Below are 26,214 nucleotides of genomic sequence, written 5' to 3'. Positions count from 1 at the left end.
TCAGTTCTTCTGAAGCTTTTTTGTTTTTAAATTAAGTTTAAAACTAAATAATTGTCTATAAAATTTTGGTTTAAAAGACTTACAAAACTTTCAAAACCTCAGTAGCGATTTCGTAGGAATGAAGCTTAGCAGCGAAATCATAAATATGTCCCGACACAATTATTTCGTCTACTTTATTCAACTTTACAAAATCTGATAATTTCTTTTCTAAAAGTTCTTTATCTCCAACAAAGGTTTTGGCAGACATTCTGTTAAGATGAACAGCCAACTCATTAGACATATCGCCCAATTGCGTTTCTTCAGGTGGCAAAAGTGGTTGACGCTGATCTGTCAAAATATTAACAAAAGCTTGAAAATGCGACGTCGACAAATAATGCGCTTCTTCGACTGTATCAGCGGCAATAATATTAATACACGCCATTTTATAAGGTTTATCTAAAACCTCACTTGGTTGAAAATGTTCTTCATAAATCTCAAAAGCAACTTCCATTTGTGATGGTGCAAAATGTGCAGCAAACGCATAAGGCAAGCCTAACTTTGCAGCAAGAAAAGCGCTGTCTGTCGACGATCCTAACATATATAACGGAACATCCGCTCCTTCTCCAGGAATTGCTCTAACTTTTGAATTTTTATTTTCTAAACTTAAATATTGTCGAAGCTCTTGAATATGAAATTCAAAATTATAATTGTTATCCAGTTGTCCTCGGCGCAAAATGCTTGCCGTCAGCATATCCGTTCCCGGTGCTCTTCCTAGACCTAAGTCGATTCTGTTGGGATAAAGCGCTTCCAAAGTCCCAAATTGTTCTGCAACGGACAATGTCGAATGGTTGGGTAACATAATGCCACCAGAACCAATTCTTAAGGTTTTGGTTTGTGATGCAACATGTCCTATTAATAAAGAAGTCGCCGCACTCGCAACATTGGGCATATTATGATGCTCCGAAAACCAATATCTTGTAAAACCTAATTCCTCTGCTTTTTGTGCCGCTCTAACAGATTTATCAAAAGTCTGGCTAAGATTATCGCCTTTAATAATAGTTGCTAAATCTAACACCGAATATTTAATTGCCATATTTTCTCTTTTCTAAATCGGGACAAAAACCGAACCACTAAAAAAATAGGACAAAGTTGCCAGTTTAGTCCGATGAAATAAGAATTGTATTAAAAATTATACTACATTTGATAGACACAAAAAAATTTCAAACTATGACAAAAAAATTATTTGCTGAATTTTTCGGCACATTTTGGTTAGTATTCGGAGGTTGCGGAAGTGCTATTTTCGCTTCTCAAATTGCCCCTGCAAGCACGGGACAAATGGGTATCCTTTTGGTTGGTGTTGCTTTGGCTTTTGGTCTTACGGTTTTGACGATGGCTTATGCTGTTGGTCATATCTCTGGAGGTCACTTCAACCCAGCGGTTTCTTTTGGGCTTTTCGCGGGTGGAAGATTTTCTGCTAAAGAATTGGTGCCGTACATTGTGGCACAATGTGTTGGTGCGATTGCAGCTGCTGGTGCGCTTAGCTTCATCAATGGTGGTGTTGGCGATGGCAGCGCTGGATCCTTTGCTACTAACTTCTACGAGTCCGCCGTCTATTTTGGTAAAAGCTATTCGATGCAACAAGCCTTTATGACTGAGTTTTTATTGACTTGCTTTTTCTTAATCATCATTATGGGAGCAACGGATAAATTCGCGAACGGAAAATTTGCGGGTATCGCGATTGGTCTAGGTCTTACATTGATCCACTTGATTTCGATCCCAATTACAAATACATCTGTTAACCCTGCAAGATCACTTTCTCAAGCTGTTTTTGTTGGTGGACAAGCGATGTCGCAGTTATGGTTATTCTGGGTTGCGCCAATCTTGGGAGCAATTGTTGGTGGTGCCATCTACAAATTCCTTTTGCAAAGAACTGACGAAGAAGTTGCAAATGCGTAATAAATTTAAAATAAGCTTAATAATAGTTGCGCTAATTCTTTTGGTATTAAACTTAATATTTTCAAAAGATTATGACTGGCTATTTTGGTTACGAATTATCCCTTTAGTTTTGATGATGATAAGTTGCTACTTAAGTTTAAATAAAACAAAAAATCCTATCGAATGATAGGATTTTTTGTTTTACAATTATGGCGGTTAGTAGTCGCGGCCGGGATAGTAAGGGCGCGACTGCAAGGAGCGGTCTGAAGAAATGCTTGGGGAAAGTTCGGGTTTCTGAAGACGAAACCCCTGAATAGCCCGAAATGCCGCCCAAATAAAAAAGCTAAGTCTTACGACCCAGCTTCTGAAATTATAATATGTTGTCCTCCATCATCTCGCGGTGCTGATAGTCCTGCACCAGCTCGATAGCGTTGGTCAAAACGTCGCTGAGCGCGGTGATAAACATGCCGTCCTCCGCCATGCTCATGGCGTGTTTTAGAGCTTCGATTTCTTTCGGAATAATCTCATAGCTGACTTCTCTGCCCGAGCTGTTGATGCCCTCGATGATGAGATTGTTGATTTCTTCCTCTTCGCGGCCTCGCAAATGCTTTTCGCTGCGGATAATGATATGATCGAACATGCGACCTGCAATCTTACCACACTCGCGGATGTCCTCGTCACGGCGGTCGCCAACGCCAGAAATAATACCGATTTTTTTGTTGGATTCGACGTTTTTCAGAAAGTCTTCGATAGCTTCGTAACCCGCAGGATTGTGGGCAAAATCGATCATCACTTTAAAGTTTTTAAACTTAAAGATATTAAGTCGTCCCGGCGTCAACTGCGCACTCGGGATAAAAGTGGTCAAGGCTTGTGCAATGTTTTGGATTTCGAAACCGTAAACGTAAGCCGCCAAAGATGCTGCCAAAACATTTTCGATCATAAAACGGGCTTTGCCTTCCATCGTAATCGGGATGTTTTTCACTTTTTCGATGCGGATTTTCCACTCACCTTTTTTGATGGTTACATAACCGTCTTCGAAAACGCAAGTCGTCTTGCCTTCTTTCGCATATTTTTGAATATAAGGATTGTTTTCATCCATACTAAAAATCGCGACTCTGCAATCCAAATCATTTTTGATTTTCATGGAATATTCGTCGCCAGCATTTAGAATTGCCCAACCATCTTTTTTGACACTGTCTAAAACGACACGTTTTACTCGTGTTAAATCTTTGAGCGTGTGGATATCATTAAGCCCTAAATGATCTTCTTTAATATTGGTTAAAACCCCAACATCACATCTTGAGAAACCAAGTCCAGAACGGAGAATTCCGCCTCTCGCTGTTTCTAAAACCGCGAACTCAACCGTTGGATCTTTTAGGATAAATTCTGCCGACAAAGGTCCTGTTGTATCGCCTTTTGACAACATGGTATTCTGAATATAAATACCGTCAGAAGTTGTAAAACCTACGCGATAACCACTGTTTTTAACAATGTGAGAAAGAATCCTTGTCGTCGTAGTTTTACCGTTGGTCCCCGTAACCGCCATAATTGGGATTCGACATTCTTTCCCCTGTGGATACAACATATCAACGACTGGTGCAGCAACATTTCTTGGAAGACCTTCACTTGGTGCCAAATGCATTCTAAAGCCTGGCGCTGCATTAACTTCTAAAATTGCGCCGCCACTTTCCTTAAGCGGTTGCGTCAGATTTTCTGCCATAACATCGACACCGCAAACATCCAAACCAATGATTCTGGAAATACGTTCCATCATGGTTATGTTTTCGGGATGCACCATTTCGGTAACATCAATGGAAGTTCCTCCAGTAGAAAGATTGGCTGTGGACTTTAGATAGACGATTTCACCTTTTTGAGGAATTGTTTCTAATGAATATTCTAATTTTTCGAGAAGCTCGTTGGTATCTTTGTCAACTTTTATTTCTGTTAAAACATTTTCGTGGCCATAACCTCTGCGCGGATCTTGGTTTTCAAGATCTATTAAATACTGAATATTATTTTCGCCATCCCCAATAATATGCGCAGGAACTCTCCTCGCTGCAGCTACCATTTTGTGATTAATCACCAAAACTCGGAAGTCAAAACCTGTAACATATTTTTCAACGATAACACGTCTAGAGACATTTTGAGCATGTTCTAAACCAATTTTTGCGGTTTCCCAATCGGTTACATTTATGGTTTGTCCACGCCCGTGATTGCCATCCAAAGGTTTAATAACAATCGGATAACCTATTTTTTTAATAACAGATTCTAATTGCTCAACATCGCTAACCAAGCCTCCCGTCGGAACAGGAATCGCCGCATCATCCAACATTTTTTTAGTTAGCTCTTTATTACAAGCAATATCCACGGCAATACTGCTCGTGTTACCTGTAATTGTCGCTTGGAAACGTTGCTGATTAACACCGTAACCCAACTGAACTAAAGAATTTCTGCCTAATCGAATCCATGGAATGTCACGCGAAACGGCTTCTTCTACAATACTTCCTGTTGATGGACCAAGACGTTCTTGCTCGCGAATTTCTTTTAATTTTTGAACGCAATCTGCAATGTTATAATCGGTGTTGTCTATCAAAGCTTGCGCAATCTTCACAGATTCTTCCGCAGCAAAGACGCCAACTTTCTCTTCTACGTAGTCAAAAACAACATTGTAAGTGCCTGGTGTTTTGGTCTCTCTTGTACGTCCAAAGCCAACCGACATCCCTGCTAAATGTTGAATTTCTAAAGCAATATGCTCGATGACATGTCCCATCCAAGTTCCCATTTCGATACGCTTGAAGAATCCACCTGCTTCCCCTTCGGAACAGCGATGCGCGTACATTGACGGTAGCAAAGCTTCTATTCTTTCTCTAAAACCATCGATTTTATTTGTCGGAAAATCTTCTAATTCTTCCAAATTTAAGCGCATTTGGATAAGCTTTTTTCTTCTTATACTCCAAATATTTGGACCGCGTAAAACTTGTATTTTCTCAATGCGCATATTTTATCATTTTTTAATCGTTATAATCAAAGATAAAAGATTTTCCTAATAATTAACATTCAAAACAATTAATATTTTATTAGAAAATGCAAACCAATTAATTTTCAACAATATTAATTCGGAAGTTTTAAAATTTTTTATTAATTTTTCAGTTTTAAAGAACTAAATCGAAATTATCAATAGCGATACATATTAAAGAGATTGCATATTAATAATTCTTAATTTTGTAATATGAAACCGATAGGAAAATTAGTGATCATAGGAGGCGCCGTTAATGTCGGCAGCTTTTCCGAAGTATCATACGACCAAGATGTAGAGAAAAATCTTAACTTTTTTGAAAGAGGTATTTTAAAGAAAATTATTTCAGAATCTCGTCTGAAAGAAGATTCTGTTATCGAAATAATTACGACAGCCTCTCAAATCCCTGATATCGTAGGACCAGAATATATCAAAGCTTTCACGCATCTAGGCGCGAAGCATGTCAACGTTTTGGATATCTTCACACGTGAGCAAGCTAACAGCGACGAGATCGTTGCAAGAATAAATGCTGCGGATGTTGTGATGTTCACCGGTGGAGATCAATTGCGTTTGACTTCAATTTTGGGTGGAACGCTTTTCCATGATGCATTATTAAACAAGTATCAAAATGAAGATTTTATCTATGCTGGTACTTCTGCTGGTGCAGCTGCGGCTTCCGAAAATATGATCTACCAAGGAAGTAGCACAGAAGCACTTCTAAAAGGTGAAATTAAAATGACGCAAGGTCTCGGCCTCATCGAAAATGTTACCGTGGATACACACTTTGTACAACGTGGCAGAATGGGGCGTCTCTTCCAAGCGGTGGTTAACAATCCTCGTACTTTGGGCGTTGGTTTGGGTGAAGATACTGGACTTTTTATCTCAGGTGATGTAATGACAGCCATTGGATCTGGTCTTGTTATTATTGTAGATGGTCGTTTTATAAAAGACACCAATCTTACAAATGTCGAAATGGGACAACCAATTTCTATAGAAAATCTTATTGTAAATGTAATGTCGATGAACGATACTTACAATCTTACAACACGTGATATGACGATTATTAACTCTCAATACAGTCCGATTCCGCAAGTTAATTAATATGATGAAGCTTATTATTCACGGTGGTTTTTTCTCGGAAAGTGACCAATCGCACGACACTAAAATTGCAAAGCAAAACGCTCTAAAATCTATTATTGAAAAGTCTTATGAGTTTTTAAAATCAAATTCTTCTTATGATACCGTAGCTTATGCTGTGTCTTTATTGGAAGATGATGAGCTCTTTAATGCAGGAATTGGATCACAAATACAAAGTGATGGCGTTATCCGTATGAGTGCTGCCATTATGGATGGCGATTCGCAAAAACTAAGTGGTGTTATTAATATCGAAAATGTTAAAAATCCCATTTTTGTAGCGAAAGCTTTACGACAAGAAGACGACCGCGTTTTGGGCGGTTCTGGTGCTAAAAATTACGCAACAGAACATGGCTTTGAAGATTTTTCAACCGAAATCCCTCAACGTAGAAGTGAATATGAAGCTAAACTAAAAACTGGTGGTAAAGGTACAGTAGGCGCAGTTGCCATCGACAGCAATGGAAAATTGGCTGTGGCAACTTCAACAGGTGGAAAAGGTTTTGAAATCCCAGGACGAATCTCTGATTCTGCTACTGTTGCTGGAAATTACACAAATGAATATTGTGCGGTTAGTTGTACTGGTGTTGGCGAAGATATCGTCAGCAATGCCACTTCTGCAAAAATTGTTACGCGCGTCACAGACGGTATGAGCATAGAAGATGCTTTTGCTAAAACCTTTATTGAATTAAAACAAATCGATGGTTTTGCTGGTGCAATTGGCATCGATAATAAAGGCAATATTTTCCATCAAGATTCTTATCCGACAATGGTATTTGCTAGTTTTGATGGAGAAAACTTTGAGGTTTTTGAATAAAAAGAAATGAATTTAATCTTACTTTCTACCCACATTTTGCGTGAGGGCGAAATGCATTGTTGGAGCTCGTTATGCGAGGCGGCGGAGCGCAGCGGAGCCGTCCGAGCATAACAGCGACTGCATGGAGACCGACCACAATAAAAAAGACTGCCCATATTAAGCAGTCTTTATTATTGTGGGCACGCCCAAAATACTTTAAAAATGTTAGTCTAGCCAACCCATTTCTTTCATCCACTCGTCGTTGTAGATTTTGGCTACATAACGGCTTCCGTGGTCGTGTAACAATACAACAATAACGTCATCTTTGGTGAACTGATCCTTCATCTGTACCAAAGCCGACATCGCACTTCCCGCAGAATAACCACAGAAAATCCCTTCTTCTTTCGCCAGTTTTCTAGCATAGATCGCACCGTCTTTATCGGTTACTTTTTCGAAATGATCAATCACCGACATATCATAATTGTCTGGGATAATATCCTCTCCAATTCCTTCTGTAATGTAAGAATAGGCATGATCGTAATGCAATTCGCCAGTCTCGTGGAATTCTTTAAGAATCGAACCATAAGTATCCACACCGATTACTTTGATGTTTGGATTTTTCTCTTTGAAGAACATACCACAACCTGTGACTGTACCTCCAGTCCCTGCTCCAGCTACAAAATGCGTCAACTTCCCTTCTACTTGATCCCAAATTTCGGGAGCCGTTTGCTCGTAATGCGCGGTTCTGTTTGACAAATTATCGTATTGATTAACATACCAACCATTTTCGGTTTCTTTCGCTAATCTTTTTGAAACTGAATAATAAGAGCGTGGATCAGTCGGTTTAACATCTGTCGGACAAACGATAACTTCTGCACCAACAGCGCGAAGAATATCGCATTTTTCTTTTGACTGTTTCGCGTTCGTCACAAAAATACATTTGTAACCTTTGATAATCGCCGCCAAAGCCAATCCCATACCTGTGTTACCAGAAGTCCCTTCAATGATGGTTCCGCCTGGTTTTAGACGTCCGTCTTTTTCAGCATCTTCAATCATCTTAAGCGCCATTCTGTCTTTAACAGAATTACCAGGATTGGTCGTTTCTACTTTTGCTAAAACCAAAGCAGGAAAATCTTCTCCCAATACTTTGTTAAGCTTTACCAATGGCGTATTGCCAATGGTTTCTAAAATGTTATTATAATATTTCATAAAATATTTTTTCTGAAAATTAATCGTATTTAATAGACTTCACTGGGGAAATCTTACTTATTAAATAACTTGGGATAATCATCACAATTGCGGATGTTATAAGAATTCCCAACGATATCGAAATGATATGCACTGGATTGAGATCCACAGGAACGGTACTAATAAAATAGTTTTTGGGATCGAGTTTAATAATACCAAAATACTTTTGAATCAACAATAGACCAACGCCAACGACATTACCTATAATTAATCCAGGCACCATAATCATCAAAGTATAATTAATAAAAATCGCTCGAATCTGACCATTAGTTGCACCAAATGTTTTTAAAAGTCCTATGGAATTTGTTCTTTCAATGATTAAAATTAAAAGTACCATGACGATGTTAATAACCACCACCAAAAGCATAATCGTGATAATCAAACTGATGTTTTGATTAAAAATATTAATCCAATCCAAAATCTGCGGATATCGATCGATAACGCGTTCTGCATAGTTTTTGTAACCGATATATTTTTCGATTTCGGGATATTCGCGGGTCATATTCGCGTTGTCTTTTAGGAAAATATCCATCCCACCAATATCTTCTGGTTGCAGTCCTTGGATTTTTCTAACATGATTGATGTCGCCAATCATATAAAGGTCGTCAACTAATTTAATGTCCGTTTTATAAATTCCTGTGACAACAAATTTTCTATAAATTGGTTTTTGTTCTTCCTTAGAAAAGATCGCAACAATGCTATCTTTTGGTTTTAAATCTAAGTCGTTAGCCGTTTTTTCGGACAAGATAATTTCGTTGTTATAGCCGTCCTCATTATAGTTAGGAATACTTCCTGCGACCATAAAACTTTGGAATCTTTCTTTATCAAAATCTTTCCCAACACCTTTTAGGATAACGCCCGAGAAGTTTTTTTCGGTTCTTAAAATCCCACTAACTGTTGCATAGGATTGTACGCCTGCAACTTCATCCAGTGATTTTAGAGCTTTAAGATTAAGACCTTTTTTGTCTAAAACAGAAGAGTTATAAGAATTATTAGAGCGCGTCGACTTAACAGTAATATCACCACTAAAATTGGAAATTCTGTTTTCTATTGCTTTTTTGGATCCAAGACCTGTTGCCACGGTAATCAGCGACACAATTATCCCTAACGCAACCGAGATGCGCCCGATGTAGACAATAACCTTTGATAGATTATTTTTGTTATCTTTGGAAAAGGCAATTTTTTTAGAAAAAAATACAGGAAAATTCAACTTAATGATTTTAGAGTTCAAAATTAAACATTTAGTTTTGATGTGCCTAATTTATTTTGGAATCAACCAAAATTTAGGTGCTCAAAATATCGCAAACACAAGCTTCCGAACTGGCGCTGACCAACCCGAACTTTATTTAGAAAAACTTAAAAGCAAAAAAAACATCATCGTCGTTGCCAACCAAACTTCGCTTTTGGAAAACAAACAACATCTTGTTGACTTTTTAGTAGAGAAAAAAATAAACATCAAAAGTATTTTTGCACCCGAACATGGTTTCCGTGGTGATGCTGACGCTGGCGAACATATCAAAAATGGTATCGATACCAAAACCAACCTACCAATTGTTTCGTTGTATGGTAAAAATAAAAAACCAAGCAACGATCAACTAAAAGGCGCAGATCTCATCCTTTTTGATATTCAGGATGTTGGGGTGAGATTTTACACGTACATTTCGACTTTGACTTATGTAATGGAAGCGGCGGCGGAAAATAATATTCCTGTAATGCTTCTTGACCGACCAAATCCGCACGATGGCTACATCGACGGTCCTGTCTTAAAAGAAAAATGGTCGAGCTTTGTTGGATTGCATCAAGTGCCTGTTATCTATGGATTGACGATTGGCGAATATGGCAAAATGGTAAATGGTGAAAAGTGGATGAAAAACGGTGTGACTTGCGATTACGAAATCATCCCAATGAAAAATTATCACAAACAAAAACGTTATCCAATTTCGGAGCGTCCATCGCCTAATCTTCCAAATGACCAATCGATAAATCTTTATCCAAGTCTTTGCTTTTTTGAAGGGACGGAAGTTTCGGTTGGTCGAGGAACGGATTTCCCTTTCCAAATATACGGTTCGCCTTGGATTAAAAGTATGGACTATAGCTTCACGCCAAAACCTAATTATGGTGCAAAAGATCCTTTCCTGAATGGTCAATTATGTTACGGAGAAAATCTTAGTAAAGATAAAAGCGATCTTAGAAAACTCGATATCGCTTGGTTATTGAAAGCTTACAAAAATTTTGACCATTCGAAAAAGCAATTCTTTTTGAAAAATTTATTCTTTGATAAATTAGCAGGGAGCGACGAATTAAGGAAACAATTAATCTCAAGAAAATCCGAAAAAGACATCCGAAACTCGTGGAAGTCTGATCTTGAAGCATTTAGTAAAATAAGAAACAAATATCTTATCTATCCTAACTAAAACATCTATTGATATAAAAACAAAAATCCTCAAATATTTTGAGGATTTTCTATTTGTTATAATTCAGTGAAATAATTTTTGGCACGATGCTTGCAAACTACTTAAACATCTTATTAAATCAAGAAAAACACACTTTTAATATAAACGACACGATTAACAATCGATAAAAATCCACCTTTTGGGGTGGATTTCTTATTTATTAATAATTTAATCAAAATTTTGTGGAGGATCATTATCCTTATTAAAGAACAACATCCATATTGTAAGTCCCGCAACGCCACCAAGTCCTGTTAAAACGGCACGTTCTACTTTGTCTGGATTATCGTTACCAATGTAATTCATTAAAAATAAAACTACAAAAACTGCAACTGCGATTAAAAGATATTTAGGATTTAAAATTTTCTTCATTGGTTTAAAGTTTATAAGTTAACATCACACCGCCACGATAAGGCAGCCACTCGCCACTTCTGTCCCACTCATGTCCTGCGCGATCTTCAAGATTATCGTAACGGTCGCCACTTACTTTATCATAGCCTTTATAGAAGCTCTGCATCGTCCCAATTCCTAAATAAATATCAAGTCCCCAATGATCGTTCCACTGGAATTGATAACCGCCAACTGCACCAAGGATAAACGTAAATCCTTTTTGATAAAGATTAGAATGAATATAAGGCGTTACTTCACCATTTTTATGAACATAAAAGTTGTCGTTCCAATAATTCCATTTTTGAATATTAAAAAATCCACCAGAAACATTGGCTCCGATATAAAACTTTTCGAATGCCTTACTGAAATAATATCGACCATCGAATCCCACCAAATAAGCTTGTGCATGTTTGCCCGCAAACGACTTCCAAGGTGACACAAAAACATCTGCTTGTACAGTATAATGTTCGCTAATCTGCTTTTCTACACCAACATTTATCATGCTTATCGGCAAGGTTAGTAGGTTAGCTTTTATTCTTAAATCTTTTGTATTGTTAGATTCTTGTTCCTGTCCAAAAGCAAAACTTCCTACACTAAGTAATCCTGCAATAAGAATATTCCTCATCTATTTTATTTCTGATTGATAATTTTGTTAAGCTCTGTTAGATCAACATTTTGATCTTTCGAATGCGCTACAGCAGATTCGGCAAAGCTTTTAGCTTCGCTCTTTTTTCCGATTTTGTTATAAAGTGTAGCAACCATCGCATTGGTTCGGAAAGAATCTTCTGTCATCAAAGCTTTTTCTGCCCACATCGAGGCTCTTTCTAATGAAGATTTTGTTGTTATATGATCACTAAAATTTTTAGCAGCCGTTAATAAATCTTCGGCTGAAAAGCCATCTCCAGTTTTAAAAACGTCTAAAGCAGCCTTTTCGTACTCTTTCCAGTTTTGTACGCTTTGATAAAAACTTAATTTAATAATAGAAAGCGATTTTTGAACCTCTTCTGCAGAAATATATTTAGACGCCTCTTTGATGTATAATTGCTCATCAAAAGTCTTTTTATCCACGTTAGTTGCATCCTGAATAATCTTCTGAATATTAACTCTGAAAATGAACTGCGAATAGTTGTCGTTGCCGATGTATTTAGAAAGTACATCTTTATTATTAACAATATATTGATAATTAAAATCTTGATTGGATTGGATGCTTCCAAACAACATATTAATTTCGTCAGCCGAAAATTCTAAATTCTTTTTTGCTTTAAAATAAGCTTCTGCAGCCATTTTCGCTTTAATAGGATTGGTCTGCACCGCTGTTTTAAAATAGCTAATTAAAAAATCTGGATCGCGATCGCCTTTATCAAAACGTTCTTGAAGGCTTCCTTGCGTGTTACCCGGTTTGTTATATCTTTCGCCAACTTTTATAAACTCTGAACTTTCGATATAACCTAACTCTTGTCCAACAGCTTCGCCATCACCATTTAAAAACAAAAAAGTTGGGTAACTTCTTACAGAATATTTCTGTGCCAATGTTCTACCTTCCCCTTTTTCCATATCAAAACGGGCATTGATGAAGTTTTTATTGTAATACTCTGCAACTTTTGCATCAGTAAAAACATTTTTTTCCATCATTTTACAAGGTCCACACCAAGCTGCAAAAGCATCCATAAAGATTATTTTTTTCTCTTTTTTGGCTTTTGCTAAAATAGTTTGGAAGTCTGTATCCTCAAATTTAATAGAGTTTTGTGCCCAACCAGCAACAGAAATCCCTAATCCAAATACAACTGCGGCTTTTTTCAACAACATAGATTGCTCAACGAAAAATGACATAAGCTTGTTTGTCTTTAATTTATAATATGCGAATATACTGCAAAATTGAAAAACCTAAGACAATGACTTTTAACAAAACTAAAACGCAATCGTAAGAATTTCATAAATTTGCAAATTATAAAAGTTATTTATGCAAAAATTATCTCTTCTTTTCATGAAGGACGGCTTGCAATGGCAAATTCTGAAAGCGAAAAAAGTCATTGAAGAAAAACAATTTTTCGTAACAGAAGAAAGTCCTGCAAACCTTATTGAAGAAGCACTTAACGAGGTGCTTTCTAGAGATGATTTCCAAGATATTACGGTGTTGAGTACGCTTAATCATTTTACAGTAATGCCAGAAGGTTTTGATAAACATAATCTTGGATTTGACCTTATTGCATACAATGCTGATGTTGACAAAGCGAATGAAGAGTTGATGTTATCGATTAATAAAAAATTCGATGTTCAATTCTATTATAGTTTTCCAAAAAACTTTTATAAAGCAATAAAAGCCAAAGACTTACCAACTTATTTCAACTTTACTGGAGAAAAATTTCTTAACACGATTAATAATAAACATAAAAAGGAAATCCACATTAACCTTTACAAAAATCAGGTTGAGTTTTTCGCTTTAGAGAATAAAAAAGTGGTGCTTTATAACAATCTTGATGCTTCTTCGGAAGTTGATTTTTTGTATTTTATTATGTTTACATTAAGTAAAATCGGCTTCGGAATTAACGATACGTATTTCTACATCTACGGCGAGACTTCAGAAAACGATACCTTTATCTCTGAGTTGCAAAAATTTGCAAAACACATGAAAATTCTTTTCGACAATTTGTATAAAAAATCCTTTATACTAAACGCTTAGAAGAGAAAATTCGATCTTAAAAATTAAAAAAAATGTACAGAATTATATCCGGAAAATGGAAAGCAAAAAGAATTGCTGCTCCCAAAAATTTTGATGTTAGACCAACAACTGACTTCGCAAAAGAAGCTTTGTTTAGCATGTTAGAACATCGTTTTGATATGCAATTTATTTCCGTTTTGGATTTGTTTGGCGGGATTGGTTCCATTTGTTTAGAATTCGCTTCTAGAGATTGCCCCGACATTACAACAGTGGAAATGAATCCTAAACATGCGGGGTTTATCAACACAACTGCGCAAGAATTAGGTTTTGGACTGCAAGTTAACGTGCAACGTTCTGATGTTTTTGAATGGTTAAAAAAGAAGCGCAATCAATCCAAAACTTATGATTTAATTTTTGCGGATCCACCATTTGATATGGACGAAAAAAAATACCACGACTTGATAACTTTGGTGATGGAAGGTGACTTTCTAAAAGAAAACGGAACTTTTGTTTTAGAACATCAAAGTCGACAAAAATTCGAACATCCCAATTACATCGAAACTAGAAAATATGGGAATGTGAGTTTCTCATTTTTTGACAAGAAAAAAGCTGAAGGTCTATAAGACTTTCAGCTCTAATGCTATTCGGTTTCCGAAAAACTTCTTCGAAATTCTCTCGAAATTCTTCGTAATATCTGACAAGAAAAATCTGTATTTAGGATCAGGATTTTCTTCGTTTAACAATTGATATTTATCCAAAACACTTTTCACTTGGTTGGCAACAATATTTGGCGAATCGATCACACGAACACGATTGCCGTAATACTGCTTGATCTCGCCCAAAAGCAAAGGATAATGCGTACATCCAAGGATTAAGGTTTCAATATTTTTGAGTTTACTATTGGATAGATAATTGTAAATAATCGCGTGCGTTATCGGGTGATTTGCAAAACCTTCTTCAATAGCTGGAACCAAAAGCGGTGTCGCCAACTCGTCCACTTTGATGAATTTATTATGCTTGCGAATGCTCTTTTTATAAAGTCCTGAATTAACCGTTGCTTTCGTCGCAATTACGCCAACATTATTATGAATTTCGAAAGCTACTTTTTCGGCAACAGGGTTGATAACGTCAAAAACAGGAACCTGCCCAGCAACCAAGTCCAGAATTTCTTTTAGAGCGTTCGCTGTTGCGGTGTTACAAGCAATAACAATCGCTTTACAGTTCATGCTTAGAAGGAAATTAACGATTTGTAAAGAATAGCCTACAATCGCTTCTTTGGACTTTTCGCCGTACGGCAAATGTTTGGTATCGCCAAAGTAGATTAAATCTTCCTGAGGCATCAATCTTTTTATCTCTTTTGCAACAGTCAAACCACCAACACCAGAATCGAAAATTCCGATGGGTTGCTTTGCTGATAGATGTGTATAATTAGGTTTCAAAAAAAAATCTTTGTGCAAAATTACTTATTAATTATCTTTTCAGCTTTAATATCGGAAATAAATTTTAAACCAAAAAAATGCTTTACCAACAGAATCAAAAAACTTCTACTTTTTAACCACAAACTTCTTAGTAATTATTTTGTCTTTTGATTTTAATTCTAGGAAGTAATTACCATTTTTAAGATTTGAAACATTGATTTCTGGTTTGAATAAACTTGTCAAAACCAATCTTCCCGAAGCATCATAAACATTAACTTCATCGAATTTAACATCTGTTTTAAAATTTAAAATATCTTTTACAGGATTTGGAAAAAGAGAAACCGATTTATTATTAAAGTCGTTTTCAAAAGTTTTTAAAGAAATCGTTCCCGAAAAAGGCATCGAAAAATTGAGATTAACACTGTCTTCGAGTTTTTTATAATCACAAACAACCTCGGTTTGATAAACATTAACTTTCAGATTGTAATTACTAGGAACTGTAGGAATACCGATATTAAAATCATGGTCATAATATGTCATCGCTCCAAAATCCGTTACTTTATAACAAAGTGAAAGTGTAATTTGTGAGCCTGAAGTTTCTATTTTATTAGTCAAATATTCACCAGCGGTAGAACCAGTCACTTTTAGATTTGCTTTTATTTGATGTTCACCAATTTGGGCTAAACTTAAATCAGAAATTCCCAAATATTCTGCATTTTGTGAAAAACTGAGAAAAAAGCAAAACAGAAAACAGAATGTGTAAAGTTTTTTCATAGTCATATTTTTTATTAAAAATATAACTTATTTTTACATAGAACTAAAATTCAGTAACAAATCAATTATTTAATTAGGAATTACTTAAACTAAACCAAAAACAAATCCGCTGCAATGCCATCTGCCATAAACCAATGTTGCTCAGGAATTATCAACCGATTATTTTCGATTTTTAAAATACCATCTTTTATTTTTTGCTGAATCGAGTTTTCAAAAGCAGAAATCATCTCACTTGAAAAACTATTTTTAAACCTCATCAAATCAACGCCTTTTTGCGTACGAAGTCCAATCATCAACATTTCGTTGTAGCGATCATTTTCATTAAGTTCTTCACGTTCGATCGGCAATTGATTTTCTGAAAGTGACTTGATGTACTTCGTATTATTAGCGACATTCCAACTTCTGAGATTTTTACCATCATAAGAATGTGCGGACGGACCAATGCCCAGATATTCCTTATACTCCCAATAAGAAGAATTGTGTTTAGAATGGAAATTCGGTTTTCCAAAATTTGAAATTTCATAATGATCAAAGCCATTTTCTTTCAAAAATTCTGACATATAGAAAAAGGCATCATTCTGAAACGCTTCGTCAGGAGATTTTATTTTTTGTTGATTAATCCAATTGTCTAAAATCGTTTTTGACTCGATGGTTAAAGCATAAGACGAAACATGTGGAACTTGCAATTCTATGATTTTTGCGAGATTCTGTTTCCATTGTTCCATTGTAGATGTTGGCGAACCATAAATTAGATCAACACTGATGTTTTCTAAACCAAAATCTTGTGCACGTTTGATGCTAGATTCCGCTTCCGAAGCTGTATGTGCACGATTCATTAATTTAAGATCGTCTTCAAAAAAAGATTGTGTACCGATACTTAAACGATTAATGCCAATATTTTTTATTTCTTTTAAAAATGAAGCATTCAGATCGTCTGGATTCGCTTCCAAAGTCAATTCCATGTCTGGATTAAATTCAAAATAGCGATTGGCTTCATCAATAATTTTTCCAATTTCCTTAGCTTCTAGAATAGATGGCGTCCCACCTCCAAAATACAAAGAGTCGATTTTTTTGTTTTCGAGTTCTTGATGTCTTAACGAAAACTCTTTGATAATCGACGAAAGCATATCTTCTTTAAGCTTTAAAGAAGTTGAAAAATGAAAATTGCAATAGCTGCATTTTTGCTTACAAAACGGAATATGTATGTAGATCATCAACAAAAAAAGCCAACTAATGTGGCTTTATGATATTTAATTTAAAATAAAATTCTATCTATATCGGAAACCTTGTCCATTAATAAAGTTCTCGAATCTGAAACCAAGACTCAACATAAAACTATTACCAACTGTCTGTTGCAACTCTGACATCCCGAAGTTATAAACTGCTCCAAAAGTGAAATTACCAACACGACCTTTAATAACTGGAGAAAGCCCCAAGTTTTGGCTACCAACGCTACTTTTTGCACTTCTAAAACTAACACCTCCAGAAAAACTTGCATTATCTGAAAAAATAGTTGCTAGAAGATTTAAATCCATCATACTTGATGAATTGGTATTGAGATTCCAAAGGACCGATGGTGTTATAAAAAAACTATCTGCAAAATGCCAATCGTAACCAGCATTCATAATAATTTTGGTAGGAGAAGGTTCGATACCGTTAACGATTGGGATGTCATTATTCAATGCAATGTCCATCACCGAAATACCACCAGCAAAACCTTTATATTTAACCGCCATACCTAAGTTAGCGTAGGCTAGAAAAATATTTTTATCATAAAGTACAGGATCATTAGGATTTTCTGGTGTTAACAAAGCTGTATCCAAATTCATGTTATAAAAACTTGCTCCTGCCCCAAATGAGAATTGATTTTCACGATTTTCTTCATCACCAAGCGGAATGAAATATGCGGATCCTACAGTAATACCATTTGCTGAAATGGGACCATTTTGATCTCTAAAAAAAGACGCGCCAACACCTACTCTATCGAAAACATTGGCATGCATCCCAACAGATTGTACGTTAGGCGATTCTCCAAAATTGGAAAACTGTTTTTGATAGTTTAGATTTAGAACAACATCATCCGATTCTCCATACAATGCTGGATTGAACAAGAAATCCCCATCCAATAAATATTGTTGATATAGTGGTAAAGTCTCCTGAGCTTTAACTGTATTTACATTAAATAAAGTCAAAACAAAAGCAGCGCTAAAGATTTTATAAATTTTTCTCACAAGGCAAATATAAAAAAATATTGTATTAGATACTTTTAATTACTTTCCAAATACTTTCGCCATCTCTCAACAGCCTCTTGCATATCACTAGGCATCGGACTTTCGAAGTACATTTCTTTTTTCGTCGTCGGATGGATAAATCCTAATGTATGTGCATGTAGCGCATGTCTTGGCAATACTTCAAAAACATTTTGAACAAATTGTTTATATTTTGGAAGATTAACACCCCTCAAAATTGTATGTCCCTCGTAACGTTCATCATTAAATAAGGTATGCCCAATATGTTTAAAATGTGCTCTAATCTGATGTGTACGCCCTGTCTCCAATTTACACTCCACCCAAGTCATGTGACGAAAACGTTCCAAAACTTTGTAATGCGTTACAGCATGTTTACCGTGACTGCCATCTTCATAGACCGCCATTTGCATTCTATTTTTTTGGTGGCGTCCAATATGTCCGCGTATTGTTCCTTCATCATCAGCAACATTTCCCCAGACAAAAGCCCAATACAAGCGTCTTGTTTTTCTATCAAAAAACTGCTTCGCCAAATAGCTTAATGCATACTCTGTTTTTGCAATCACCAAAAGTCCAGATGTATCTTTATCAATACGATGTACCAATCCTACTCGATCTAAATCTGAATTGTAATTCGGGTCTTTTGCAAAATGAAATGCCAAAGCATTAACCAAGGTCCCATCCCAATTTCCGAAACCTGGATGTACAACCATCCCAGCATCTTTATCGACAACTACCAAATCGTCATCTTCATAAACGATTTTAATTGGAATATCTTGTGGAATGATGACATTTTCTCTTGGTGGATGCGCAAGAAGTACACTAATCTCGTCACCTGGCTTTACACGATAATTCTGCTTAACAGGATTACCATTAACGACAACATTACCAGCGCGACAAGTTTGTGATATTTTGTTACGAGATGAGTTTTGTCGATAGATTAATAAGAACTTATCGATACGCAGTGGTTCTTGTTTTTTATCAACAGTAATATTAAGATGTTCATAGAGTCCACTATTCTCATCGGATAATCCCACTTCATCATTAGATTCTAAAGCATCATCAAATTCGTCTTCGTAATTATCTTCTTGCATACTTTTATTTATCAAAATTGGCTTCAACAACTAAGCTGAAGCCACTTTTATATATTTTATTTTTATTAAAATTATTCTATAATAACCTTTTTCTTTTCTTTTGGTTTTTCGGTTGTTATTGGTTTTTTGTCAGAAGAAGTTGCTGTCGGTTTTGTCGTTGTAGTCTGTGGCTTCTTCTCTGCCTCCGGTTTTGGCGTAGGCTTTGGTTTTGGAACAACTGGCACAGGCGCTGCTGGTGCGTCAAAATCTACTTCTTCATATCTAATTGGCGGTGGTGCCACTGTATCAACTTTTGGACGATACATCAAATCCAACTCTTTAACTTTATTAAACATCTCAGCAGGTGTTTTCTTACTTGCCCAAAGGTCAATTTGCATACCTTGATCACGAAGTGCACCACCTGGTGGATCTTGATAATATACAATGGCAGATTCGTCGGTTTTGCCGTCTTCATATTCTACGATACCAACTTCGAATAAATTCTGAGCGATAATCTTTTTAGCCTCTTGTACTGTACGCCCAACTAAATTAGGAATCGTTACGTTACGCATTGGACCAGAACCAATTACCAAATCTACAGAAGAGAATTTCGGAAGCAATTCACCTGGTTTGATTGGGCGACTTTGATATAAAATTCTAAGAACCGCATCTCTTTGGATACTTGGTTCATAAAGGGTGTCACCTACTTTGAGACCAACCAAGTTAAGCTGGTTAAAAGCCAAACCTTTGTAACGATCGATAATATCTGGCACTGCAACTTTTGCCCAAGTTCTTGGGTTAACTTTTAAAAGTACAGTTCTTCCGCCTTTAACATGAGATCCTGGTGATGGAGAAATCATCAAGACTTGGAAAGGTTTGTATACTGGATTGTATTGCGCACTGTCAACCTCATACTCTAGACCTGAATCGTCCAGAACTTTGATGGCTTGGTGCACTGTCATATTAACAACATTAGGAACAGGAATTTCTTCACCATGATTGGTATGAAACTCTAACCAACGGAAAGTCAACCAAACAAGACCTGCAAATACCGCCAAAGCGACAAGGAGGTTAACAAGAACTTTCCAATGGAAAAAAGATTTGAACATATTCTATTGTTTTGTTACAAAAATATCTAGCAAATATAAATAATAATTTTTGTAGTTTTTTCTTGTTGCTTCATTTTTTATGCCATTTTGCGATAGGGATAGCAGCGGATATCCTTCTGAAGAAATGGCTAAAGCGATGGACAGAAGATAGCAGCGAATAGCCCGACCGCAACTGTGCCAAGGAAAAAGCTAGGAAAAGTTGCGGAATCGCCCAAAAATAAAAAGCAAACGGGACGGTCCTTGTTGATAAAATTTTTACATTTGTTGCAATATAAATCTGTTATGGAAAAGAAAAATATAGCTGTTGTTATGGGCGGCTATTCTGATGAATATGTTGTATCGCTAAAAAGTGGACAATTGATCTACGACTCTCTAGACCGCGATAAATACAATGTTTATAAAGTTGTTATCCTAAAAGATGAATGGTACTTTTTGGATGAAAACGAACAAAAACTTGGCATTAACAAAGTGGATTTTTCGGTGACGTTGGCTGATGGTAGCGCATTGAAATTTGATGCTTGCTTCAACATTATCCATGGAACACCAGGTGAAAATGGTATTCTGCAAGCTTATTGGGACGCTGTTGGACAACGTTATACGGGCTGCAACTTCTACCAAAGTGCCTTGACTTTTAATAAAAAAGATACGTTGGCGGTTTTGTCAAAATATAATATTCCGTCTGCAAAAAGTATTTATTTAAGAAAAGGCGAAGTTGTCGATCAAGAAAAAATAGTTACAGAACTGGGACTTCCTGTTTTTGTAAAACCTAACCAATCTGGAAGTAGCCTCGGAATTTCGAAGGTTAAAGATATATCTGAACTAAACAAAGCGATTGAAATCGCTTATAAAGAAGACGACGAAATCCTTATCGAAAGCTTCTTGGACGGCACTGAGGTTTCGGTTGGCGTTTTAGATTATCAAGGAAAAACTATTGTTTTGGGAATTACGGAAATTGTGCCTGACAATGAGTTTTTTGATTATCAAGCTAAATACGAAGGCGCTTCGCAAGAGATAACGCCAGCAAGACTAGACGAGGAAACACGCAAAAAGGTTGAAGAAATTTCGATTCGTGCGTATGATTCTCTTGGGATGAGTGGTTTCTCTAGAAGTGAATATATCATCATGAACGGCGAACCTTATATGCTGGAAATGAATACCAATCCTGGTTTTTCGCCAGCGAGTATCCTTCCGCAACAAGCCAAAATCTATGGCATCAGCATACAAGACCTTTGTGGTAACGAAGTCGAAAAAGCACTAAAAAAACCTTTACATTAACCAAACTAAAACTAATGAGAATAGCAGTTTTCCCAGGTTCTTTTGATCCGATCACACTTGGACATTACGACATCGTAGAAAGAGCTTCCCCTTTGTTTGACAAAATAATTATCGCCATCGGCAAAAACTCGCAGAAGAAATATATGTTCTCTCTCGAGCAACGCAAAGAGTTTATCCGTAATACTTTCAAAGATTTTCCGAATGTTGAAGTTGACGACTTCGAAGGTTTGACAGTGGATTATTGTAAAAGTAAAGGTGTTAATTTTATCTTGCGTGGTCTTAGAAATCCAGCTGATTTTGAGTTTGAAAAAGCGATTGCACAAACCAACCGAGCCTTGACACGAGAAAATGTTATTGAAACCATTTTCCTACTGACTTCTTCTGGAAAATCCTTTATCAGCAGTAGCATCGTGAGAGAAATTATCTCTTTTGGTGGTAACTACGAGATTATGGTTCCGGATTCTGTGAGGGTTTAGAATTAAAAGAAAAATCAAGATTATAAAAACTAAAAAACCTCTAGAAATTCTAGAGGTTTTTGTTTTATTTTAAATCTTAAAAATTCGATTAAGAATTCTCCAAAATGTACGTAAACATCAATGGTGCACAGATTGTAGCGTCTGATTCCACGATATATTTTGGGGTATCGATATCCAATTTCCCCCAAGTGATTTTCTCGTTCGGAACAGCTCCTGAATACGAACCGTAAGAGGTTGTAGAATCTGAAATCTGACAGAAATACGACCAGAAAGGTACGTCTTCCCACTCCAAATCTTGATACATCATCGGAACTACACAAATTGGGAAATCTCCAGCGATACCTCCACCAATTTGGAAGAATCCAACGCCTTTTCCGCCTGAATTTGCACGATACCACTCCGTTAAGTAAATCATATATTCGATACCAGATTTTACGGTGTGAACATTAAGATTTCCTTTGATTACGTTAGAAGTAAAGATGTTTCCAGTTGTTGAATCTTCCCATCCTGGACAAACGATTGGTAAGTTTTTCTCTGCCGCCGCTACAATCCAAGAATCTTTAGGGTCGATTTCGTAATATTGTTCTAGAACTCCAGAATTCACCACTTGATATAAGAACTCGTGTGGGAAATATCTTTCGCCTTTTTCTTCGGCTGCATGCCAAACATCTTCCAAATGCGTTTGCAATCTTCTGAAAGCTTCTTCTTCAGGAATACAAGTATCTGTAACACGGTTGTAGTGTTGATCTAAAAGTTCTCTTTCCTGCTCTGGCGTTAAATCACGGTAGTTAGGAACTCTTTTATAATGCGAATGTGCAACAAGATTCATTACATCTTCCTCCAAGTTGGCTCCTGTGCAAGAAATAATATCTACTTTCCCTTGACGAATCATGTCCGCAAGAATTTTACCCATTTCTGCCGTTGACATTGCACCAGCAAGAGTAATCATCATTTTCCCGCCATCTTTTAGGTGGGCAACATAACCTTTAGACGCGTCTACAAGCGCAGCAGCGTTAAAGTGTAAATAGTACTTTTCAAGAAATTCTGAAATTGGTCTATTGCTCATTTTTGAAATTTGTTTTTGCAAAGATAGGAATATTGAAACGTATAGGCTAAATCTTGCTTAAGGAAAAGCCGATTTTATCATTTGTTAAAATTTCTGTTTTAATAATGAAATAAAAAAACATTTCTAAAAGTTTAAAATAAAGCTATATGCATGTCTTTTTTTAATAAAGACCTATCTTTGCCGAATCAATTCAATAAAATGAAAAGATATATTTTCGCTTTTTTACTTTTAAATATCAACTTTTACTTCAGTCAAAAAAACAAATCTTTAGATTGCTACGACTTGAAAAAAGTTCTCGAGGTTGAAGCAACACCTTTGTACCAACCTCATCTTGACGCTTCCAAAAAGTTTAACATCAAGCTTTTAAAAGACTCCAAAGACGTTACAAAGTACAATAACAGAGGGAAAATGCCGAAAGTTAAAATGACAGCGAAAGGTTATAAAGTTCAGAAATTGGATTACAGCCGACCTTATCTTGTTTCGAAAGCGAAAACAACTTTAGAAAAAATTGGTTCTAAATTTAGCAAAGACAACAAAGGCGCTACAATTACAGTTACTTCGATAACGCGAACTTTGGAAGATCAGTGCAAACTTCGTAAAGTCAATAAAAATGCGTCATTAGGCATTAGCTCGCACAATTATGGCAATTCGTTTGACATTTCTTATGTAAGATTTAATGGAAAACTTGAACATAACACCAAATTGGATGCTGCACTTTTAAAAGTTTTAAAATACTACGAAAGCCTTGGCAGAATTTATTTTATTAAAGAAAAGCAACAAAGCTGCTATCATGTCACGGTGAGGAATTATTAGTTTTGGTTGTTAATTGATGGTTGATGGTTGATGGTTGTCGGTTTTGGGTTCTTGTCTCTTGATTCTTGTCTCTTGTCTCTTGTCTCTTGTCTCTTGTCTCTTAATCAAAACTAATTCATAATTCATAATTCATAATTCATAATTCATAATTCATAATTCATAATTCATAATTCATAATTCATAATTCATAAGTAAAACTTCAATTTTCTCTCTCGCTTAAAATCCTTACTTTTGCACCGTAAAATTTAACACATGGTTTCAGTACAAGGTTTAGGGCTTCATCACTCCGGAAATTATCTTTTTAGAGATGTGAATTTCACCATTAAAAAAGATGACAAAGTCGGTTTGGTAGGTAAAAATGGAGCAGGAAAATCTACACTTCTTAAAATACTTTCAAAAGAAATTACTTTTTTTGAAGGCAACGTTGTTACAGAAGGTAATATAACGATTGGTTTTCTAAAGCAAGATTTAGACTTTGTAAAAGGTAGAACTGTTTGGAACGAAACCATGCAAGCTTTTGAGCAAATTAACGCTTGGAAGGACGAATTAGAAGAGGTTAACCACCAATTAGCAACGAGAACAGATTACGAAAGTGACGCTTATTCTGACCTTATTCAGAAAATGACAGAGCTAAACGATTTGTTGATGAATCACGATGCCTACAACCTAGAATGCTATGTGGAAAAGGTTTTGTTTGGACTTGGTTTCAAAGCGGATGATTTTCATAAAATCACTGACGAATTTTCTGGCGGATGGAGAATGCGAATCGAATTGGCGAAGCTTTTACTTCAGAAAAATGATTTGATGCTTCTCGATGAGCCGACCAACCACTTGGATATGGAATCCATTATTTGGTTAGAAAACTTCTTAAAAGATTATAACGGCGCCATTGTTTTGGTAAGTCACGATAAGCAGTTTATGACTGCTGTTTGTAACAGAACTTTTGATGTTAACAACAAAAAAGTTGACGATTACAAAGCCAATTATTCCAAATATTTGGTAATGCGTGAAGAACGTCGCGAAAAGTTATCACAAGCGAAGAAAAACCAAGATGCGGAAATCAAACAGATGGAAGACAACATCAACAAGTTCCGTGCGAGTGCGACCAAAGCTTCTTTTGCGCAATCTTTAATTAAAAAATTAGAAAAAATAGAACGTATCGAAATTGACAACGAGGACGTTTCTAAATTTAATATTCGATTTGTACAATCTGTTGTTCCGGGCAAAGTGGTTTTCGAAGCCGAAAAACTAGGAAAAGCTTACGGACAAAAACAGATTTTTGATGATGTCGATTTCTTTGTGCAACGTGGCGATCGTATCGCATTGTTGGGACAAAATGGTCAAGGTAAAACGACTTTAGCTAAAATTTTGGCTGGCGAAATTAAAGACCATTCCGGAAATTGGACTTTAGGACACAATGTTAATATTGGTTATTTTGCTCAAAATCAGGAAGAAGTTTTAACACCAGACAAAACGGTTCTTCAAGAGGCGGAAGATTCTGCAACCGAAGAAACGAGACCTAGAGTTCGTGACCTTTTAGGATCTTTCTTGTTTCAAGGTGAAGATGTTACCAAAAAGACGAAAGTCCTTTCGGGAGGAGAACGTAACCGTCTAGCACTTTGTAAGTTGTTGTTACGTCCTTTCAACACGTTGATTATGGACGAACCTACCAACCACTTGGATATTCAGTCTAAAGAAATCATCAAATTGGCGCTTCAAAAATTTGAAGGAACCTTAATTGTTATTTCTCACGACCGTGAATTCTTGCAAGGTCTTTGTGATAAAATCTTTGAATTCCGTGATGGAAAAATGAAAGAATTTTTAGGAAACATCGACGAATATCTAGAGTTCCGTCAGAAAGAAAGTATCCGCGAAATCTCTGCTGAAAAAGCAAAACTTCATGGTGAAGAAGCCAAAGTTGAACAACCGAAAAAGGAAGAAAAACCTGTTGAAAAGGAAACTTCGACTAATTCTGGCTTTGTAAGTAAAGAACAAAAAGCGGTTTTAAATAAGATTAAAAAAGTGGAAGAAAAAATTTCGGAGCTTGAAACCAAGGTTTCGGAATTTGAAGCGCAGTTCACGAAAAGTAATCCTTCGGACGAAACTTTAGAACAATACAATAAAACAAAAGAAGAACTTGATCTTGCGTTGCAAGAATGGGAATATTTATCAGAACAAACTTCTTAAATACTAAATCCTCCAATTTCGGAGGATTTTTTTTGTGCGCTTAACAAGGCTTTCAGCGGTTTAAACCCTGAAAGCCTTTTCCTTTATCACATTTTTTATTCAGTTATTTCATTAAGAAAGACTTTTATTTAACCCAAATTTCAAAATCAAGATAAATCCGTATTTTTGAGTAC

24 protein-coding genes are annotated in these 26,214 nt (G+C 36.1%); 10 read left to right on the top strand and 14 right to left on the bottom strand.

The window, feature by feature from the left end:
- Positions 1–79: 79 nt before the first annotated feature.
- Positions 80–1,072, bottom strand: a complete 993-nt coding sequence (locus tag B5X62_RS07920; protein WP_079666879.1) for an LLM class flavin-dependent oxidoreductase — start codon at positions 1,070–1,072, stop codon at positions 80–82.
- A 134-nt stretch (positions 1,073–1,206) separates the two neighbouring features.
- Between B5X62_RS07920 and aqpZ the strand changes: the two genes are divergently transcribed.
- The gene (aqpZ, locus tag B5X62_RS07915; protein ID WP_079666878.1) at positions 1,207–1,935 is read left to right on the top strand and encodes an aquaporin Z; all 729 of its coding nucleotides are present in this window, start codon (positions 1,207–1,209) and stop codon (positions 1,933–1,935) included.
- 349 nt (positions 1,936–2,284) lie between these two features.
- Here aqpZ and cphA read toward each other — a convergent pair whose 3' ends face one another.
- Entirely contained in the window at positions 2,285–4,912 is a 2,628-nt protein-coding gene (gene cphA, locus B5X62_RS07910) for a cyanophycin synthetase (protein ID WP_079666877.1), read from the bottom strand.
- Between the two features lie 231 nt (positions 4,913–5,143).
- On the opposite strand from cphA, the gene B5X62_RS07905 reads away from it, so the two are divergent.
- Entirely contained in the window at positions 5,144–6,031 is an 888-nt protein-coding gene (locus tag B5X62_RS07905) for a cyanophycinase (protein ID WP_079666876.1), read from the top strand.
- 4 nt (positions 6,032–6,035) lie between these two features.
- Positions 6,036–6,878, top strand: coding sequence for an isoaspartyl peptidase/L-asparaginase (locus tag B5X62_RS07900; protein ID WP_079666936.1), 843 nt, complete (start codon positions 6,036–6,038; stop codon positions 6,876–6,878).
- Between the two features lie 204 nt (positions 6,879–7,082).
- Here B5X62_RS07900 and B5X62_RS07895 read toward each other — a convergent pair whose 3' ends face one another.
- Together B5X62_RS07895 and B5X62_RS07890 are read right to left on the bottom strand one after the other, a co-directional pair.
- Complete coding sequence (locus tag B5X62_RS07895; RefSeq protein WP_079666875.1) at positions 7,083–8,066, bottom strand: PLP-dependent cysteine synthase family protein; 984 nt, start codon at positions 8,064–8,066, stop codon at positions 7,083–7,085.
- A 19-nt stretch (positions 8,067–8,085) separates the two neighbouring features.
- Positions 8,086–9,315, bottom strand: coding sequence for an ABC transporter permease (locus B5X62_RS07890; RefSeq protein WP_079666874.1), 1,230 nt, complete (start codon positions 9,313–9,315; stop codon positions 8,086–8,088).
- A gap of 4 nt (positions 9,316–9,319) precedes the next feature.
- On the opposite strand from B5X62_RS07890, the gene B5X62_RS07885 reads away from it, so the two are divergent.
- The gene (locus B5X62_RS07885) at positions 9,320–10,519 is read left to right on the top strand and encodes an exo-beta-N-acetylmuramidase NamZ family protein (protein WP_079666935.1); all 1,200 of its coding nucleotides are present in this window, start codon (positions 9,320–9,322) and stop codon (positions 10,517–10,519) included.
- Between the two features lie 207 nt (positions 10,520–10,726).
- Here B5X62_RS07885 and B5X62_RS07880 read toward each other — a convergent pair whose 3' ends face one another.
- Genes B5X62_RS07880 through B5X62_RS07870 form a run of 3 tightly spaced genes read right to left on the bottom strand, consistent with a single transcriptional unit; the run spans position 10,727 to position 12,775 of the window.
- The gene (locus B5X62_RS07880; protein ID WP_079666873.1) at positions 10,727–10,927 is read right to left on the bottom strand and encodes a hypothetical protein; all 201 of its coding nucleotides are present in this window, start codon (positions 10,925–10,927) and stop codon (positions 10,727–10,729) included.
- 4 nt (positions 10,928–10,931) lie between these two features.
- Complete coding sequence (locus B5X62_RS07875) at positions 10,932–11,570, bottom strand: DUF3575 domain-containing protein (protein ID WP_079666872.1); 639 nt, start codon at positions 11,568–11,570, stop codon at positions 10,932–10,934.
- A gap of 5 nt (positions 11,571–11,575) precedes the next feature.
- On the bottom strand, positions 11,576–12,775 hold the full coding sequence (locus B5X62_RS07870) for a thioredoxin family protein (RefSeq protein ID WP_079666871.1): 1,200 nt from the start codon (positions 12,773–12,775) through the stop codon (positions 11,576–11,578).
- 130 nt (positions 12,776–12,905) lie between these two features.
- Between B5X62_RS07870 and B5X62_RS07865 the strand changes: the two genes are divergently transcribed.
- Both B5X62_RS07865 and B5X62_RS07860 read left to right on the top strand, forming a co-directional pair.
- Positions 12,906–13,625 carry a DUF3822 family protein gene (locus tag B5X62_RS07865; protein ID WP_079666870.1) on the top strand — a complete coding sequence of 240 codons (720 nt, stop codon included), beginning with the start codon at positions 12,906–12,908 and terminating at the stop codon, positions 13,623–13,625.
- Between the two features lie 32 nt (positions 13,626–13,657).
- Positions 13,658–14,227, top strand: coding sequence for an RsmD family RNA methyltransferase (locus tag B5X62_RS07860; protein ID WP_079666869.1), 570 nt, complete (start codon positions 13,658–13,660; stop codon positions 14,225–14,227).
- On the opposite strand, the gene murI is transcribed toward B5X62_RS07860, so the two are convergent.
- The 6 genes from murI to B5X62_RS07830 form a co-directional block, all read right to left on the bottom strand.
- Positions 14,222–15,043, bottom strand: coding sequence for a glutamate racemase (gene murI / locus B5X62_RS07855; RefSeq protein ID WP_079666868.1), 822 nt, complete (start codon positions 15,041–15,043; stop codon positions 14,222–14,224). The genes B5X62_RS07860 and murI overlap by 6 nt on opposite strands.
- 105 nt (positions 15,044–15,148) lie before the next feature.
- Positions 15,149–15,796, bottom strand: coding sequence for a T9SS type A sorting domain-containing protein (locus tag B5X62_RS07850; protein ID WP_159447639.1), 648 nt, complete (start codon positions 15,794–15,796; stop codon positions 15,149–15,151).
- Between the two features lie 89 nt (positions 15,797–15,885).
- Positions 15,886–17,010, bottom strand: a complete 1,125-nt coding sequence (hemW, locus tag B5X62_RS07845) for a radical SAM family heme chaperone HemW (protein WP_079666866.1) — start codon at positions 17,008–17,010, stop codon at positions 15,886–15,888.
- Positions 17,011–17,064: 54 nt separating this feature from the next.
- Positions 17,065–18,027: a PorP/SprF family type IX secretion system membrane protein gene (locus tag B5X62_RS07840; RefSeq protein ID WP_079666865.1), complete on the bottom strand. Its 963-nt coding sequence runs from the start codon at positions 18,025–18,027 to the stop codon at positions 17,065–17,067.
- A 35-nt stretch (positions 18,028–18,062) separates the two neighbouring features.
- The gene (locus B5X62_RS07835) at positions 18,063–19,136 is read right to left on the bottom strand and encodes an RluA family pseudouridine synthase (RefSeq protein ID WP_079666864.1); all 1,074 of its coding nucleotides are present in this window, start codon (positions 19,134–19,136) and stop codon (positions 18,063–18,065) included.
- Between the two features lie 71 nt (positions 19,137–19,207).
- Complete coding sequence (locus B5X62_RS07830) at positions 19,208–20,224, bottom strand: PASTA domain-containing protein (protein ID WP_079666863.1); 1,017 nt, start codon at positions 20,222–20,224, stop codon at positions 19,208–19,210.
- A gap of 282 nt (positions 20,225–20,506) precedes the next feature.
- Here B5X62_RS07830 and B5X62_RS07825 point away from each other — a divergent pair, with 282 nt between their 5' ends.
- Together B5X62_RS07825 and coaD are read left to right on the top strand one after the other, a co-directional pair.
- Positions 20,507–21,499 (top strand): D-alanine--D-alanine ligase, encoded by a 993-nt coding sequence (locus tag B5X62_RS07825; protein WP_079666862.1) that lies wholly within the window; start codon positions 20,507–20,509, stop codon positions 21,497–21,499.
- 14 nt (positions 21,500–21,513) lie between these two features.
- Complete coding sequence (gene coaD, locus B5X62_RS07820) at positions 21,514–21,975, top strand: pantetheine-phosphate adenylyltransferase (protein WP_079666861.1); 462 nt, start codon at positions 21,514–21,516, stop codon at positions 21,973–21,975.
- An 88-nt stretch (positions 21,976–22,063) separates the two neighbouring features.
- Here coaD and B5X62_RS07815 read toward each other — a convergent pair whose 3' ends face one another.
- Positions 22,064–23,041 (bottom strand): deoxyhypusine synthase family protein, encoded by a 978-nt coding sequence (locus B5X62_RS07815; protein WP_079666860.1) that lies wholly within the window; start codon positions 23,039–23,041, stop codon positions 22,064–22,066.
- Between the two features lie 198 nt (positions 23,042–23,239).
- Here B5X62_RS07815 and B5X62_RS07810 point away from each other — a divergent pair, with 198 nt between their 5' ends.
- Both B5X62_RS07810 and B5X62_RS07805 read left to right on the top strand, forming a co-directional pair.
- Positions 23,240–23,854: a DUF5715 family protein gene (locus B5X62_RS07810; RefSeq protein WP_079666934.1), complete on the top strand. Its 615-nt coding sequence runs from the start codon at positions 23,240–23,242 to the stop codon at positions 23,852–23,854.
- 252 nt (positions 23,855–24,106) lie between these two features.
- Positions 24,107–26,041, top strand: a complete 1,935-nt coding sequence (locus B5X62_RS07805) for an ABC-F family ATP-binding cassette domain-containing protein (protein WP_079666859.1) — start codon at positions 24,107–24,109, stop codon at positions 26,039–26,041.
- Positions 26,042–26,214: the final 173 nt, after the last annotated feature.

The organism is Soonwooa buanensis, from assembly GCF_900167905.1.
In the GTDB taxonomy this organism is placed as follows: Bacteria; Bacteroidota; Bacteroidia; order Flavobacteriales; family Weeksellaceae; genus Soonwooa; species Soonwooa buanensis.
The sequence above is the reverse complement of the archived record's forward strand: the minus strand, read 5'-3'. Positions and strand labels throughout refer to the sequence as shown.

Bases quoted from the DNA above. Each gene is read 5' to 3' on its own strand.
- B5X62_RS07920 (WP_079666879.1), bottom strand. From the start codon at position 1,072: ATGGCAATTAAATATTCGGTGTTAGATTTAGCAACTATTATTAAAGGC.
- aqpZ (WP_079666878.1), top strand. From the start codon at position 1,207: ATGACAAAAAAATTATTTGCTGAATTTTTCGGCACATTTTGGTTAGTA.
- cphA (WP_079666877.1), bottom strand. From the start codon at position 4,912: ATGCGCATTGAGAAAATACAAGTTTTACGCGGTCCAAATATTTGGAGT.
- B5X62_RS07905 (WP_079666876.1), top strand. From the start codon at position 5,144: ATGAAACCGATAGGAAAATTAGTGATCATAGGAGGCGCCGTTAATGTC.
- B5X62_RS07900 (WP_079666936.1), top strand. From the start codon at position 6,036: ATGAAGCTTATTATTCACGGTGGTTTTTTCTCGGAAAGTGACCAATCG.
- B5X62_RS07895 (WP_079666875.1), bottom strand. From the start codon at position 8,066: ATGAAATATTATAATAACATTTTAGAAACCATTGGCAATACGCCATTG.
- B5X62_RS07885 (WP_079666935.1), top strand. From the start codon at position 9,320: ATGATTTTAGAGTTCAAAATTAAACATTTAGTTTTGATGTGCCTAATT.
- B5X62_RS07880 (WP_079666873.1), bottom strand. From the start codon at position 10,927: ATGAAGAAAATTTTAAATCCTAAATATCTTTTAATCGCAGTTGCAGTT.
- B5X62_RS07875 (WP_079666872.1), bottom strand. From the start codon at position 11,570: ATGAGGAATATTCTTATTGCAGGATTACTTAGTGTAGGAAGTTTTGCT.
- B5X62_RS07870 (WP_079666871.1), bottom strand. From the start codon at position 12,775: ATGTCATTTTTCGTTGAGCAATCTATGTTGTTGAAAAAAGCCGCAGTT.
- B5X62_RS07865 (WP_079666870.1), top strand. From the start codon at position 12,906: ATGCAAAAATTATCTCTTCTTTTCATGAAGGACGGCTTGCAATGGCAA.
- B5X62_RS07860 (WP_079666869.1), top strand. From the start codon at position 13,658: ATGTACAGAATTATATCCGGAAAATGGAAAGCAAAAAGAATTGCTGCT.
- B5X62_RS07850 (WP_159447639.1), bottom strand. From the start codon at position 15,796: ATGAAAAAACTTTACACATTCTGTTTTCTGTTTTGCTTTTTTCTCAGT.
- hemW (WP_079666866.1), bottom strand. From the start codon at position 17,010: ATGATCTACATACATATTCCGTTTTGTAAGCAAAAATGCAGCTATTGC.
- B5X62_RS07835 (WP_079666864.1), bottom strand. From the start codon at position 19,136: ATGCAAGAAGATAATTACGAAGACGAATTTGATGATGCTTTAGAATCT.
- B5X62_RS07830 (WP_079666863.1), bottom strand. From the start codon at position 20,224: ATGTTCAAATCTTTTTTCCATTGGAAAGTTCTTGTTAACCTCCTTGTC.
- B5X62_RS07825 (WP_079666862.1), top strand. From the start codon at position 20,507: ATGGAAAAGAAAAATATAGCTGTTGTTATGGGCGGCTATTCTGATGAA.
- coaD (WP_079666861.1), top strand. From the start codon at position 21,514: ATGAGAATAGCAGTTTTCCCAGGTTCTTTTGATCCGATCACACTTGGA.
- B5X62_RS07815 (WP_079666860.1), bottom strand. From the start codon at position 23,041: ATGAGCAATAGACCAATTTCAGAATTTCTTGAAAAGTACTATTTACAC.
- B5X62_RS07810 (WP_079666934.1), top strand. From the start codon at position 23,240: ATGAAAAGATATATTTTCGCTTTTTTACTTTTAAATATCAACTTTTAC.
- B5X62_RS07805 (WP_079666859.1), top strand. From the start codon at position 24,107: ATGGTTTCAGTACAAGGTTTAGGGCTTCATCACTCCGGAAATTATCTT.